The sequence below is a fragment of the Agromyces sp. NPDC052230 genome (assembly GCF_040679595.1).
Lineage (GTDB): Bacteria > Actinomycetota > Actinomycetes > Actinomycetales > Microbacteriaceae > Agromyces.
The window spans coordinates 62,998-77,438 of record NZ_JBFAVC010000004.1 but is presented as its reverse complement, the minus strand read 5'-3'; the positions used below and the strand labels follow the sequence as shown (position 1 = coordinate 77,438).

At 69.8% G+C, this 14,441-nt stretch carries 12 protein-coding genes; 1 reads left to right on the top strand and 11 read right to left on the bottom strand.

Annotated elements, in window-relative coordinates; all coding sequences use genetic code 11:
- Nucleotides 1-12: 12 nt before the first annotated feature.
- From AB0K73_RS10395 to AB0K73_RS10345, 11 genes are all read right to left on the bottom strand, one after another.
- Nucleotides 13-627 carry a thymidine kinase gene (locus tag AB0K73_RS10395; protein WP_360512877.1) on the bottom strand — a complete coding sequence of 205 codons (615 nt, stop codon included), beginning with the start codon at nucleotides 625-627 and terminating at the stop codon, nucleotides 13-15.
- Nucleotides 628-1,314, bottom strand: a complete 687-nt coding sequence (locus AB0K73_RS10390) for a response regulator transcription factor (RefSeq protein WP_360512879.1) — start codon at nucleotides 1,312-1,314, stop codon at nucleotides 628-630. It abuts the gene before it with no gap.
- A complete protein-coding gene (locus AB0K73_RS10385; protein WP_360512881.1) occupies nucleotides 1,301-2,431 on the bottom strand; it encodes a hypothetical protein in 1,131 nt (376 codons plus the stop codon). The genes AB0K73_RS10390 and AB0K73_RS10385 overlap by 14 nt, the downstream gene beginning before the upstream one ends.
- Before the next feature lie 5 nt (nucleotides 2,432-2,436).
- Nucleotides 2,437-3,669: an ATP-binding protein gene (locus AB0K73_RS10380; RefSeq protein WP_360512883.1), complete on the bottom strand. Its 1,233-nt coding sequence runs from the start codon at nucleotides 3,667-3,669 to the stop codon at nucleotides 2,437-2,439.
- A 100-nt stretch (nucleotides 3,670-3,769) separates the two neighbouring features.
- Entirely contained in the window at nucleotides 3,770-5,599 is a 1,830-nt protein-coding gene (locus AB0K73_RS10375; protein WP_360512885.1) for an intein-containing Rv2578c family radical SAM protein, read from the bottom strand.
- Between the two features lie 72 nt (nucleotides 5,600-5,671).
- Nucleotides 5,672-7,429 carry an ATP-binding cassette domain-containing protein gene (locus AB0K73_RS10370; RefSeq protein ID WP_360512887.1) on the bottom strand — a complete coding sequence of 586 codons (1,758 nt, stop codon included), beginning with the start codon at nucleotides 7,427-7,429 and terminating at the stop codon, nucleotides 5,672-5,674.
- 368 nt (nucleotides 7,430-7,797) lie between these two features.
- Nucleotides 7,798-10,182 carry a phosphoenolpyruvate synthase gene (gene ppsA, locus AB0K73_RS10365; protein ID WP_360512889.1) on the bottom strand — a complete coding sequence of 795 codons (2,385 nt, stop codon included), beginning with the start codon at nucleotides 10,180-10,182 and terminating at the stop codon, nucleotides 7,798-7,800.
- A gap of 10 nt (nucleotides 10,183-10,192) precedes the next feature.
- Nucleotides 10,193-11,062: a pyruvate, water dikinase regulatory protein gene (locus AB0K73_RS10360; RefSeq protein ID WP_360512891.1), complete on the bottom strand. Its 870-nt coding sequence runs from the start codon at nucleotides 11,060-11,062 to the stop codon at nucleotides 10,193-10,195.
- 196 nt (nucleotides 11,063-11,258) lie between these two features.
- Nucleotides 11,259-12,785: a malate:quinone oxidoreductase gene (locus tag AB0K73_RS10355; protein ID WP_360512893.1), complete on the bottom strand. Its 1,527-nt coding sequence runs from the start codon at nucleotides 12,783-12,785 to the stop codon at nucleotides 11,259-11,261.
- 15 nt (nucleotides 12,786-12,800) lie between these two features.
- Nucleotides 12,801-13,262, bottom strand: a complete 462-nt coding sequence (locus tag AB0K73_RS10350) for a VOC family protein (protein ID WP_360512895.1) — start codon at nucleotides 13,260-13,262, stop codon at nucleotides 12,801-12,803.
- A 49-nt stretch (nucleotides 13,263-13,311) separates the two neighbouring features.
- A complete protein-coding gene (locus AB0K73_RS10345; RefSeq protein WP_360512897.1) occupies nucleotides 13,312-13,731 on the bottom strand; it encodes a hypothetical protein in 420 nt (139 codons plus the stop codon).
- A gap of 87 nt (nucleotides 13,732-13,818) precedes the next feature.
- Between AB0K73_RS10345 and AB0K73_RS10340 the strand changes: the two genes are divergently transcribed.
- Nucleotides 13,819-14,439 carry a MerR family transcriptional regulator gene (locus AB0K73_RS10340; protein WP_360512899.1) on the top strand — a complete coding sequence of 207 codons (621 nt, stop codon included), beginning with the start codon at nucleotides 13,819-13,821 and terminating at the stop codon, nucleotides 14,437-14,439.
- Nucleotides 14,440-14,441 lie beyond the last annotated feature (2 nt).

Sequence of the window (14,441 nt, the reverse complement as noted above, 5' to 3'; positions counted from 1 at the left end):
CGCGGCATCCGCTCAGTGGCGCCCGTTCAGCACACCGCCGCTCTCTTCGAGGTAGCACACGCCGCAGAGCGACTCGTACGTGACCTCCTCGCCGTCGATCGCGACCTGCTCGCCGTCGAAGACGAACCGGCCGTTCACGAGCCGGGCGTTGAAGATCGCCTTGCGTCCGCAGCGGCAGATGGTCTTCAGCTCCTCGATGGCGTGCGAGATCTCGAGCAGGCGCCGGCTGCCCGGGAACGCCACCGTCTGGAAGTCGGTGCGGATGCCGTAGGTGATCACGGGGATGTCGTCCATGAGCGTGATGCGCAGCAGGTCGTCGACCTGGTCGGCGGTGAGGAACTGCGCCTCGTCGACGAGCAGGCAGCTCACGTCGCGCCCCGACGCCTCGATGACCTGCGAGCGGTGATGCTGGAAGCGCTCGAGTGCACTCGAGTCGTGCTCGATGATGAAGTCGACGTCGCGCGCCATGCCGAGCCGCGACACGATGCTGCGGTCGCCCTTCGTGTCGATCGCAGGCTTGGCGAGCAGCACCTGATGCCCGCGCTCCTCGTAGTTGAACGCCGCCTGGAGCAACGCCGTCGACTTGCCGGAGTTCATCGCCCCATAACGGAAATACAGCTTCGCCATCTACTCGAGGAACCCATCCTCCGCCGCACGGCGGATCAGGTCGGCCTTCCGGCTCGCCGGCCGGCCGACACGTGCATACTTCTCGCGCACCCGCCGGAGGTACGTCTTCGCCGTCTCGTAGCCCACGTCCATGCGCTGCGCCACCTCGAGCGTCGAATGGCCCTGCGCATAGAGGCGCAGGGCGCGCTCCTCGGCGGTGCTGAGGTGTGCCGAGCCGGGCTCCGCAGACGCCGGGCCCGAGGTCGCAGCGGTGTCGCTGCCGGCAGTGTTCGAAGGCGACGGATGCCGCCGCAGCCGCTCCCCACGGGCTGCACGCCGAGCGAGCTCGGCCAGCTCCCCCGCGGGCAGCGTCTTGGGCACGAACCCCGCCGCGCCGGCGGCGAGGCACCGTGCCCGGGAGTCCTCGTCGTCGATGGCCGTCACGACCAGTACCTTCGCCCCTGCGGCCCGGCAGGCCCGGATGCGGGACTCGATCGAGACGCCGTCGCCGAGCTGGAGGTCCATGAGGACGAGATCGACCGGGAACGCCGGGTCGCGGATGAGGTCCATCCACGAGGTGGCGCGCACGGCGACCTGGAAGTCGGGTGCGTGGTCGGCGAACCAGGTGGCGAGACTGTCGACGATGAGGCCGTGGTCGTCGAGGAGTGCGAGGCGCACGGCCGAGGTCGGCACCTCACTCGACGACATGACGCAACTCCACCTTCACATTCTCCCCCGTCAGCGTCGCCTCGGCGCCCATCGCCATGGCGCGCGCGACCGCCGTGAAGCGGTCGAGCTCGCGACGGCCCGGTGGTGTCGAACCGTGTGCGGCCACGATCGAGATGCCGTTGCGTTCGGGATCGCCGCGAAGCTCGAGGCGGAGCTCCGACGAGCGGCCCGCATCGGCGAGCCACACCAGCAGTGCCGTGAGCGCTGAGCGCTGATCGTCGTTGAGGTCGTTCGCGGCCCCGGTGGGATCGTCGACCACCACCGGCATGCCCTTGGCGAGTTGGAGATCGGCGCCGAGCTCATCGAGCCACGTGGATTCGATGCCCGCCTTCAGCGCATGCCGCAGCGTCTCGGCGAGCTCGCGCGCCCGGTCGGCATCCGCCACGGAGATGCGATCGGCGGTCATGACTCCCGCGAGGAATGGGAGCACCTCGCGGCCGAGCACCGACACGCGGCTCTGCTGCACCGACCTGGCGATGCCGGCGCGAAGCTCGGCGTCGCGCTGCAACGCGGCACGGTTCGCCGACCGCTGCCAGGCCAGCGTCTCATCGACGATCGCGTACGAGTATCCGGCGGCCGCGGCCGCCAGCGCGAGCACCGCGGCCGAGTTCAGCGCGACGAGGGAGATGACGGGGGCATCCACGGCGATCTCCGACGCCGACCCCACGACGAGGAGCGAGAGCACCGCCGCCGAGAGGACTCCGGCGAGGAGCAGCGCGATCCAGGTGCAATACGGCGCCAGGCAGAGGATGAGCGTGCCCACGACGATCGAGCCGAAATCGTCGTACAGCGACGTGTTGGCGCCGATCGTGCTGATGTACTCGGCGACCGCCGCGGCGACCGCGAGCGCCACGACGAGCCACAGCCGTTCGGAGGTGAACGGCGCTCGCGATGGCGCCACCGATCTCGCCGCCGTGAGGCAGGCCACCCCGACGAGCCCGATGGCGAGCAGGGCGGCCAGCGGCCGCACGACGTCGTCCCAGTGCACGATGGTGAGCACCACCGACGTGCCGAATGCGAGTGCGGCGCCGATTGCCACGAGTGGTGCGGCCGTGATGCCGCCGAGTGGGTCGGCCTCCTGCTGGGTCAGGCGCATCCGCGTCATTCGCCGCCCTCGGGCACGGCAAGGACGACGGTGGTGCCGACCCCCTTGGTCGACCACACGCGAACCGTGCCGCCCTCCTGCTCGATGCGCGCTCGAATCGACGTGCGGAGTCCGATGCGGTCGGCGGGCACATCGTCCTCGTCGAACCCGACTCCGCTGTCCATCACCGCGACGGTCACCTCGCCGCCGCTGAATCCGATCGCCACCTCGGCCTCCCGCACGTCGGCGTGCCGCGCGACGTTGACGAGGCACTGCGCGACCGCGTCGTCGAGTGCGGCGGCGCGGCGAGGCCCGAGCATGCCGAGCACCGCGAGGTCGCCGCTCATCCGTACGTCGAGCCCGGTGTGCGCGGCGGCGGCGAACGCGGCCTCGAGCGTGGGCGGTTCGTCGGTGACGGATGCCCCGGCCGCGGGTCGGGCGAAGGTGGCGGGCGGTCGCGAGGATTCGGCGGGGTCGGATGCGCCATGGTCGACCGCCCAGTCGCGACCCACGATGAGCCCGAGGTCCTGCCGGATGCCGAGGCGGAGACGCTCGTCGACGGGGCCCGACCCTGCGGCGGCGATCGCGACGAGGTGGCTCAATGCGGTGTCGTGCAGGCGGGCGGTCGCGCGGAGCTCGTAGTCGTGGCGGATGGCGAGTTCTCGCGTGTGCTGGCTCGCACGGTGCAGTCCGGTCTCTCGCCGCGCGTCGGTGCGGCGGCTCAGTCCGTCGAAGGTGCGGGCGAGGACGAGCATGGCGAGGGCGGTCACCGCGGCGACATTCGGCGTCCACATCGCGCCCATCAGCGCCGCGCCGAGGAACGCGGCCGCCTCTCCCAACCCGTAGCCGAGTGCACCCCAGGTGATCGCGAGCACGGAACCGATGCCGGCGCCGCCCACGAGGATGAGCGCGATGCGCGGCAGCGCGAGCACGACGTTGTCGGTGGAGCGCACGCCGTAGGCCGGGTCCATGACGATGACGGTGAGGGCGAGCACGACGCCGGTACCCGCGACGAGGTACACGAGCGTGAGCGTCACGGTGGGGTACCTCGCGACGAGCGCCAGGATGCCCGCGAGCAGGGCCGCGAGGGCGGCCGTGGTCCAGCCGGCGCCATCACCTTCGACGGTGGCTCCGATGACGCCGACGGCGACGGCGATGCCGAGGCAGACCCCGGCGGCGCAGTGGCCGCCGTGGGCGAGCGCCCGGCTCAGCGAGTCACGCGCGAGGTGTCCCGGCAACCCCAGGGTCATCGTGGTCCTCCACTCGCAAGGCCGGTGGGTGTCGGGGTGCGCCCTCGGCCTTCTGCGGATTATTGCAGTTCCCGCTCCGGGATGTGAGCGTCGGTTCGGCTCAGAACAGCGCCGAGGGGTCGGGTGGAAGTCCGAGCGCGTCGGGCAGTGCCCTCGTGCCGCGCCACGCCGAAGTGGGCGCAGACGCCGACGCCGACGCCGACGACCGCACGCCGCCGGTCACGGGGTCTTCCCGCCCGGGCTGCAGCCCGTGCGCTCTGATGAGCGGATGCATCCGCTGCGCGAGCCAGCGACGGTACTCCTTCGGGGCGTAGGCGTTCCTCCCGTAGTACATCGAGCGGTACTTCGGCACGAGTGCTGGGTGCTCGCGTTCGAGCCATTGCATGAACCACGGCTTCACTCCCGGCTTCAGGTGCAGTGCCGTGTAGAGCACGCTCGTCGCGCCGGCGGCCTTGGCCTGCCGGAGGGCCTCGTCGAGGTGCGCCCTCGTATCGGTGAGGTACGGGAGGATCGGCATCAGGAACACGGCGCAGTCGAGCCCGGCGTCACGCACCGCCGTCACCGTCGCGAGGCGGGCCTTCGTGCTCGGTGTTCCTGGCTCGACCGACTGCTGCAACTCGTGGTCGTACACCGCGATCGACATGGCGAGGTCGACCGGCACCCGCGTCGCGGCATCCGCCAGCTGCGGCAGGTCGCGACGCAACAGCGTGCCCTTGGTGAGGATGCTGAACGGCGTGCCGCTCTCGGTGAGCGCGTCGATGATGCCCGGCATGAGCGTGTAGCGACCCTCGGCCCGCTGGTAGGGGTCGGTGTTGGTGCCGAGCGCGACGTGCTCATGCCGCCACGCCGGCTTCGCGAGCTCGGTGCGCAGCACGTCGGCCACGTTCACCTTCACGATGATCTGCCGGTCGAAGTCGTCGCCGGCGTCGAGGTCGAGATACGTGTGGGTGGGGCGGGCGAAGCAATTGTGGCTCACGACGCCGTTCGCGATGAAGTCTCCGGTGGTGGTCGTGATGTCCATCATGTCCATGGTTTCGCCGAGGTCTTCGATGGCAACGACCTGCAGATCGGCGTGGGTCTTCACTGCGGCCCCCGCGATCTGCAGCTTGCGGGTGATCGCCGGTCGCGCGACGTTGAAGAACGCCTGCCCGGCGGCGAGTCCGCCGCGCACTCGAACGGCGCTCACCCCGTTCTGACGCGGTCGTTCAGCGAGCGCCTCACTATCTGCGAGCGCCAGCCGGAACCGATGCGCGATGTACGACCCGCCCGCTGATCGTGGGTACTCGCGCCTGAGCATCATGCCATCGCCGCGAATCATTCCGGCGAGGTATCCACGCATGTACTCGCCGCTCAGGACGGACGGCGGCGGCCCGGTCGGCCTGAGGCCCCGGCCGAAGCCCTTGAGCGAGTTGCCCGTCGTGAGGTGGGGACGCCGGCCCGGCCCGGACGTGGCCCCGGTAACGTGCTTCCACCCGCGCTCCGTCAGGAATCGATGGTCGCCGCTCGCGATGAGGGAGGTGCCATCGGCGAGCGTCACCCGATACGCCGGCTTGCGAGTGGCCCACTTCGCCACGACCTTCGATTCCACGTAGCGCCGCATGCCGTCGACGACACGGGTGCCGATGACGATGTCGCCGACTTCGACCGACCACAGCGGCGCACTCCTCCCATCGGCCAGGGTGATCTCCGTGTCGGGATGCATGCAATACACGCACGCGTGACTGCAGCCCCGGTAGGGGTTGATCGTCCAGCCGAACGGCACCATCGACTGGCCCGGAACCTTGTTGAGCGCCGACTTCGCCAGCACCTCGTGGAACGTGACGCCGGCGAACTCGGGCGTCTGCACCGAGCGCACGAGGTTGTTGAGCTTCGCGAGCCCTGGCAGCGCGTCGGACTGCTCGACGCCCAGCTCCTGTCCACTCCATCGCATCTGCCCATTCGAACACATGTTCGAATAAGAGGCAAGCGGATGCCCCGGCGCGTCAGACCAGAAGGCCGACACCTATGCGGCAGCGACCGAGGCGTGCGCGACGCGGCGCCCCGCCTCGAGCTCGAGCCGCTCCCCCGCCCAGCGCCGCCGCAGCCACCGGTCGTGGCTGGCGATCACCACCGCACCCGGATACGTACCGAGCGCCTCCTCGAGGTCGGTCGCGAGTGCGAGCGAGAGGTGGTTGGTCGGCTCGTCGAGGAGGAACACGTGCGGCGGCCGGGCGATCACGAGCGCGAGGGCGAGCCGTCGTTGCTGCCCAACCGAGAGCGATCCGACGGGGCGGTTCTCGTCGCGCGTGGCGATGAGCCCCAGGCTCGAGAGCGGCACCTGCCCGGCGCGTCGCTCACCGAGGACGCGCTCGTAGAGGCGTCGCGGGGCGGCATCCGGGTCCGTGAAACGCACGTCCTGCTCGAGCAGCTGCACCCGTAACCCCCGACGCCGGTGCACGACGCCACGATCCACTGCAAGCGTGCCGGCGAGCACGCCGAGCAGCGTCGACTTGCCGGCGCCGTTCGCCCCGGTCACGAGCAGGCGCGTGAGCGGCGCCACGGCGAACTCATCGAGCTCGAGACGACCGTCGACCGCGACATCCGACAACTGCAGCAGCAGGCCGGACGCCTCCTCGAGCGCGTGCGAACCCGACGGGATGCCCGCGAACGCGAGCGGCGCCGGCGGCTTGCCGACCTGCTCCCGCTCGAGTGTCTCGAGGCGCTGCTCGGCATTGCGCACCCGCCGCGAGACGGCCTGCTCGACCCGGCCGCCCTTGAAGTGCTTCAGGAACTTGTCGTTGTCGGTGGCCGCCCGGCCGTGCGCAACACGTCGCGTGACGCCGCCGACACGCTCCCGAAGCTGTGCGAGCTCCTCCTGTTCTGCGTCGTACTGGCGTTGCCAGCGCTCGCGCTCCGCCCCCTTGACGGTCAGGAACTCGCTGAAGCCGCCGCCGAACACGGTGCCGCCGGATGCCGCGAGCACGTCGTCGCGGGTCGAGCCGCCGCCGGTGCCCCCGCCGGTGCCGGCGAGCGCGAGCGCACCCGCACGCCCCGGGTCGAGGTCGAGGAGCCCCGTGGCGACGCGATCCAGGAACTCGCGGTCGTGACTCGCGAACAGCACGGGTCCGCGCCATACGCGAAGGCGCTCCTCGAGGAACGCGGCCGCAGCGTCATCGAGGTGGTTCGTGGGCTCGTCGAGGAGCAGCGCGTCGGGCGCGCGGAGCAGCAGCGCCGCAAGGGCGAACCGACTGCGCTGTCCGCCCGAAATCTCGCCGATGGGACGGTCGAGCCCGACCTCCGCGACGCCGAGGCCCTGGAGCAACTCGTCACGACGGGCCTCGGCCGACCACACCTCGGCGCGCTCGGCCGCGTCGAGCGCGTCGGCGTAGCGGGTGTGTGCCGCCTCGGTCGCGCGATCGTCGTCGGCCGCGGAAAGGGCGAGGGCAGCGGATGCCGCGTCGAGCTCGCGCTCGATCGCGCGAACATCGGCCAGCGCGTCCTCGAGGATGTCACCGACGCGCTCGTGCGGTTGGAAGGGCAGCTCCTGGGCGAGCCGGCCGGTGCGGGCCGGCCGGGTGAGCCGACCCTCGACGACGGCGTCGCTCTCGCCCGCGAGGAGGCGGAGCAGCGTCGACTTGCCGACGCCGTTCTCGCCGATGAGCCCGAGACGCTGGCCAGGGGCGACGGAGAACCCGAGGTCGGTGAAGATGCGCCGATCGGGGTAGGTGGCCGAGAGCCCGTCGGCGCGGAGGTGAAGGGAATGGGAAACGTGTACAGCCATGCGGGAACGTCCGTTCGCGAGTGCTCCCGGGTCGCCGGCCGTCGCCGCACGCGGCGCGCGGGCACGATCGATGCACCGAACGGCGCGCACGCAGCACGGCGGCGCGGTCGGCGACCCGGGAGCGGATGGATGGATCCCGCCGGGCATTCGCCGTCACGAAGAGGGTGCGCGTGACACTGTCGCGATCAGTGGAGAGGGCACACCCGGTGTCGACGGCGCCTCAGGCGCGGGACGATGGGATGTGCTCACTTCATAGCGGGGTCGACCGTAGCAGATCTGCGCGCGGGAGGGCAAGCATTTCGTCGGGCCAGCCCCTGCCACGACCTGAGCGGATGCCGCGGCGAAGCTGCCGCGGCATCCGCTCACGCTCAGGCCGGCACGGGGTCGAGCTTCGCGAGCCGGAGCCAGGTCTCGACGACGGTGTCGGGGTTGAGCGACATCGACTCGATGCCCTGCCCGACGAGCCAGTCGGCCAGGTCGGGATGGTCGCTCGGGCCCTGGCCGCAGATGCCGATGTACTTGCCGTTCCGCCGGCAGGCCTCGATCGCCATCGCCAGGATCTTGAGCACGGCCGGGTCGCGCTCGTCGAAGGCCTCGGCGACGAGGGCGGAGTCACGGTCGAGGCCGAGGGTGAGTTGCGTCATGTCGTTCGACCCGATCGAGAACCCGTCGAAGTGCTCGAGGAACTCATCGGCCATCAGCGCGTTCGAGGGGATCTCGCACATCATGATGACCTTGAGGCCGTTCTCGCCGCGACGCAGCCCGTTCTCGGCGAGCAGGTCGACGACCGCCTTCCCCTCGCCCACGGTGCGCACGAACGGCACCATGATCTGCACGTTCGTCAGGCCCATCTCGTCGCGAACGTAGCGCAGCGCCTCGCACTCCATGTCGAAGCAGTCGCGGAAGTCGGCCGAGATGTACCGCGACGCTCCGCGGTACCCGAGCATGGGGTTCTCCTCGTGCGGCTCGTACTGCTCCCCGCCGAGGAGGTTCGCGTACTCGTTGGACTTGAAGTCGCTGAGCCGCACGATCACCGGCTCGGGCGCGAAGGCCGCGGCGATCATCGACACGCCCTCGGCGATGCGCTTCACGAAGTAGTCGCGCGGCGACGGATAGGCGGCGATGCGGTTCGCCACCTCCTCCTTCACGTCGGCCGGCAGCGTGTCGAACTCCAGGAGCGCGCGGGGGTGGATGCCGATCTGCCGGTTGATGAGGAATTCGAGGCGCGCGAGGCCGACGCCCTTGTTCGGGAGCTTCGCGAAGGAGAAGGCCTGGTCGGGCGTGCCGACGTTCATCATGATCTTGACGGGGGCCTGGGGCATCCGATCGAGCGCGGTCTCCCGCTCCTCGAACGCGAGCCGGCCCGCGTAGACGAAGCCCTCGTCGCCCTCGGCGCAGGAGACCGTGACCTCGGTGCCATCGGCGAGGGCGCGGGTGGCGTCGCCCGTGCCGACGACGGCGGGGATGCCGAGCTCGCGCGCGATGATCGCGGCGTGGCAGGTGCGCCCGCCACGGTTCGTGATGATCGCGGAGGCGCGCTTCATGATCGGCTCCCAATCGGGGTCGGTCATGTCGGCCACGAGCACATCGCCGACCTGGAACTGATCCATCTCGGCGAGGGTCGTGAGCACCCGCACCGGACCCGCGCCGATCTTCTGCCCGATCGCCCGGCCGACCGCGAGCACCTCGCCGCGCTCCCCGAGCACGAACCTGCGCATGACGTTGCCATCGTCACGCGAGACGACCGTCTCGGGGCGGGCCTGCAGGATGTAGAGCCGGCCGTCGACGCCGTCCTTGCCCCACTCGATGTCCATCGGACGGCCGTAGTGCTCCTCGATGGTGAGCGCCTGCCGTGCGAGTTCCTCCACGTCCTCGTCGGCGATGCTGAACCGCACACGATCCTCCAGCGGGACATCCCGGAACACCGTACTGCCGCCGACGTGGGTACCGTCGGTGTAGCGCATCGCGATCGCCTTCTCGCCGACCGATCGCTTCAGGATGGCCGGACGGCCGGCGCGCAGCGCGGGCTTGTAGACGTAGAACTCGTCGGGATTCACCGCTCCCTGCACGACCGCCTCACCGAGGCCGTACGAGCTCGTGATGAACACGGCGCGGTCGAAGCCCGACTCGGTGTCGACGGTGAACATCACGCCGGAGGCGCCGACATCCGACCGCACCATGCGCTGCACGCCCGCGGAGAGGGCGACGTCGTGGTGCTCGAAGCCGTGGTGCACGCGGTAGGCGATCGCGCGGTCGTTGTAGAGCGACGCGAAGACGCTGCGGATCGCGGCGAGGATGTTCTCGATGCCGGCGATGTTGAGGAAGGTCTCCTGCTGGCCGGCGAAGCTTGCATCGGGCAGGTCCTCCGCGGTCGCGCTCGACCGCACCGCCCAGGTCACGGCGTCGGGATCGGGGTCGTTCTCGAGCAGCTTCGCATAGGCCGAGCGGATGTCGCGCTCGAGGTCGTCGGGGAACGGCTGCGCCTCGATCCACGACCGCACCGAGGAACCCACCCGAGCGAGCTCGGCGACATCGTCGGTGTCGAGGCGCTCGACGGTGGCCTTGACGCGGTCGTAGAGGCCGTCGGCGCTGAGGAAGGAGCGGTACGCCTCGGCCGTCGTGGCGAACCCGCCGGGGACCCGGACGCCGGCGTCAGACAGGTGCGAGACCATCTCGCCCAAGGAGGCGTTCTTGCCGCCGACCTGGCCGAGGTCGGCCATTCCGATCTCGTCGAACCAGAGGATGTTGCTCATTTCGTGTACCTCACTCGATGGGTGATGCGCGCAGGTGCATGGTCTGCATGATGACCGCCGACATCTCCTCGACGCTTTTCGTGGAGGAGTTCAGGAAGGGGACGCGGTTGCGTCGGTAGAGGTCTTCGGCGCGCCGCACCTCGAGCGTGCACTGCTCGAGGCTGGAGTAGCGCGAGTGGGGGCGACGCTCATGGCGCACCTGGCTGAGCCGCAGTGGCGTGGTCGTGAGGCCGAAGCAGCGATCGGCGTACTTGGCGACCGATCGGGGCAGCCCATCGGTCGGGAAGTCGTCGTCGGTCAGCGGATAGTTCGCGACGAGGAGACCGTACTGGAGGGCCAGGTACATCGTGGTAGGCGTCTTGCCGCAGCGGCTCGGGGCGATGAGCACGACGTCGGCGATGTCGAGGGCGCGGCGGCTCTGCCCGTCGTCATGCTCGATGGCGTACTCGACGGCGCGCATCCGAGCGAAGTAGCTCTCCGCATCGCCGACCGCATGGTACTGGCCGAGCTGTGCCGAGGCGGTCGTGCCGAGCGCCCGTTCCAGCTCGACGAGGTGGCCCGCGAGGAGATCGATGATGACCGCGTTCGCGCCACCGATCACGGCGCGTACCTCGGCGGCCTTGACCGTGGTGAAGACGATGGGGCGACCCCCGTCGACACGAGCGCGGTCGATCTCGGCGACGACGTTGTGCGCCCCCTCGACCGTGTCGACGAACGGGATCGTCTGGCGCACGAACCTGATCGTGGGGAAGTTCGCCAGGAGCGCGCTGCCCAGGGTCTCGGCGGTGATGCCGGTGCTGTCGGAGACGAAGTACGCGTTCCGCTTCGCGGTCTGGATGGGGATCGCGCCGGTGGCGATCGGGACCGTGGGGTCGATCATGTGGCGCATCCGTCGTTGCATGTGCCGCGGCGAGAAGATCCCGTCATGATTCGACCTTACGCGTGGCACGCGGCGTTCTTCAGCGAATCACCACTGAAAGAAGTGCGCTTCTTGTAGTCGCGTCAAGAAGCCGCGTTCGGAGTGCGCTCGTCGAACGTGCACTCGCGTCGATGCGCCCATCGAGCGGATGCCGCCCCTACGCCGTGAGCTGCAGCACCCGCGCCGTCTCGGCGAGCGACGCCTCCGCCGCGGCCGGATCCTCCGACAGCGTCGTGCCATAGCTCGGGATCATCTCGCGAAGCTTCGGCTCCCAGCCGGCGAACCGGTCGGGGAAGCACCGCGCGAGCACGTCGAGCATGATCGGCGCGGCGGTCGACGCGCCCGGCGACGCGCCCAAGAGGCCCGCGATCGTGCCGTCGGCGCCGGTGATGAGCTCGGTGCCGAACTGGAGCACGCCGCCCTTCTCGGGGTCGCGCTTCATGACCTGCACGCGCTGGCCGGCCGTGATGAGCTCCCAGTCGCGATCTTTCGCCGTGGGCATGAACTCGCGCAAGGCGGCCATCTTCTTGGCGCGCGAGGCGAGCAGCTCGGTCACGAGGTACTTCACGAGATCGAAGTTCTTGAGCCCGACCTGCAGCATCGGCCCGAGGTTGTGCGGGCGGATGGAGAACGGCAGGTCGAACCAGGTGCTCGTCTTCAGGAACTTCGGCGTGAACCCCGCATAGGGCCCGAAGAGCAACGCGGTCTCACCTTCGACGACGCGCGTGTCGAGGTGCGGCACCGACATGGGCGGCGCACCGACGGCGGCCTTGCCGTAGACCTTCGCCTGGTGCTGCGCGACGATCTTCGGGTTGGTCGTGCGAAGGAACTGCCCCGAGATCGGGAACCCGCCGAAGCCCTTGATCTCGGGGATGCCCGAGTGCTGGAGCAGCGCCAGCGCGCCGCCGCCCGCGCCGACGAACACGAACCTCGCGTTCACGGTCTTGGGATACTGCCCCACCAGCTGGCGCACGCGCAGCTTCCACCGTCCGTCGCGACGACGCTTCAGCCAGGTGACCTGGTGGTTGGTCAGGATCGCAGCGCCCCGGCGGGACATGTCGTCGAAGAGGTAGCGCGTGAGCGCGCCGAAGTCGACGTCGGTGCCCGAATCGATGCGCGTCGCGGCCACCTTGTGGTTCGGGTTGCGCTTCTTCGCGAGCATCGGCGTCCACTCGGCGATGCGCTCGAGGTCTTCGGTGTACTCGAGGTCGGGGAAGAGGGGCTGATCCTTCAACGCGGCGACGCGCTTGCGCAGGTACTCGACGTTCGCCTCGCCCTGGACGAACGTCATATGCGGCGCGGAGTTGATGAAGTTGTGCGGCTCGGGAAGCGCCCCGGTGGACACGAGGTGCGCCCAGTACTGCCGGCTGACCTGGAACTGCTCGTTGATCGAGACGGCCTTCGACGCGTCGACCGTGCCGTCGGATGCCTCGGGCATGTAGTTCAGCTCGCAGAGCGCCGCGTGGCCCGTGCCGGCGTTGTTCCACGCGTTCGACGACTCCTGAGCGACCTCGCCGAGGCGCTCGTAGACGCGGATGCTCCAGTCGGGCTCCAGTTGGGAGATCAGGGAGCCGAGCGTCGCGCTCATGATGCCCCCGCCGATGAGCACGACGTCGACGGATTCCTCTGAAGTCACGATTTCCAGTGTAGATGCGTTGAGATGGTGCCCTTGACCGCGTATCATGCCGCGGCCGCGGGCTCACTCCACCTCGCCGCCATCGAGGTGCGGCATCCCCCGCTCGTCGAGCGGCCAGAACGGGTTGTGCGCGAACTCCCACAGGTTGCCGTCGGGGTCGGCGCCGTATCCGCTGTACCCGCCCCATTCGGTCTCTTCGGCGGGCTTGGTGACCGCGCCGCCGGCCGCCTGCCAGTCGGCGAACGCCGCGTCGACCTCCGCTCGGGAGTCGAAGTTGATGGCGAGCGCGACGCCTCGGAACGCCGGTGTCGCGGGCGCGGCATCCGTCGGCCTCGCGAGGCCTGCGTCGACGGCGAGTTCGGGACTCGTCCAGAGCGCGATGATGGGGCCCGGCGTCGAGAAGAACGTGATGCCGTCGGCGGAATGCGTCGACTGCCGCCAGCCGAGGCGGCGGTAGAAGTCGGTGGCGGCGTCGACGTCGACGACGCCGATGGTCGCGAGGGTGAAGCGCTGCGGGATGGCCATGGCGAGACGATATCGCGATCGGATGACATGCCGCCGCGGCATCCGTGGCTCAGAGCGCCGCCACCCCGCCCGCGATCAGCCCGATCCCCGCCGTGATGAGCGCAGCGGTGAGCGACACGACCCCGAGCCAGAGCAACCAGATGAGCCGGTTGGGCCGCTCGGGCTCCTTGCCGAGCACTGACAGGAAGAATCCGGCGGGCATCAGGATCGCGGCGATCGGAACACCGGTGCGGGCCAGCCAGAGCCAGAACCCGTCGAGCGCGGCATTCGAGATGACGGCGAGGATCGCGATCGACAGCACGAGCAGTACGGCGGCGTGCGCGTGACCGGCGCGGAAGAAGTTCTGCTGCAGGCGGTTCACAGGGACGTGGCCGCGAACCACGCGGGTGAGGAAATACCCGCCGCTCTCGACCGTGACGAGGGCGAGCAGCAGGATGCCGATGGTGATGAGGTCTTGCGGAGACGTCATGGCCGGCCCTTTCATTGAGGTGGGTATGGTTAGATAGTGGAACTCCCCAATACTAGAGAGTGATGCTATCTAATGCAAGGTGTCCGCATGCGAATCTCCGCCCTCGCCGACGCGGCGGGGCTCCCCCTCGCCACCGTGAAGTACTACCTTCGCGAGGGCCTGCTGCACTCCGGGGTGGCGACCTCGGCCACCCAGGCGACCTACGACGAGTCGCACGTGCGGCGCCTCCGGATGATCCGGGCACTGACCGGTCCGGTCGGGCTCAGCATGCAGCAGGCCCGCCAGATCCTCGCGCTCGTCGATGATCCGGGCGACGACCTCTACGCGACCCTCGGCCGCGCGGTGAGCGCTCTTCCACCGACCGTGCCCGAGGCATCCGCCGACGACCCCGACCCCTATCCCCGGGCCCGCGCGGCCCTCGAAGCGCTGGGCCAGGTCTACGACCCGCGCTTCGCCGCCGTCGCGCAACTCGAGTCGGCCCTCGCGAGCGTCGAGGCGGCGGGCATGCCGATCAGCGAGGAGCGGCTTGTCGAATACGGTCGCCGGTTGCGCGAGATCGCCGAGTTCGATCTCGAGCGGATGCCACGAGAGCCGCATGCCGCCGTGGAGTACACGGTGCTCGGCACCGCCCTGTACGAGCCGGTGCTGCTGGCACTGCGTCGACTCGCGCACCAGGACGTGGCGGCGCGACGGGAGCTCGCGGACTGACG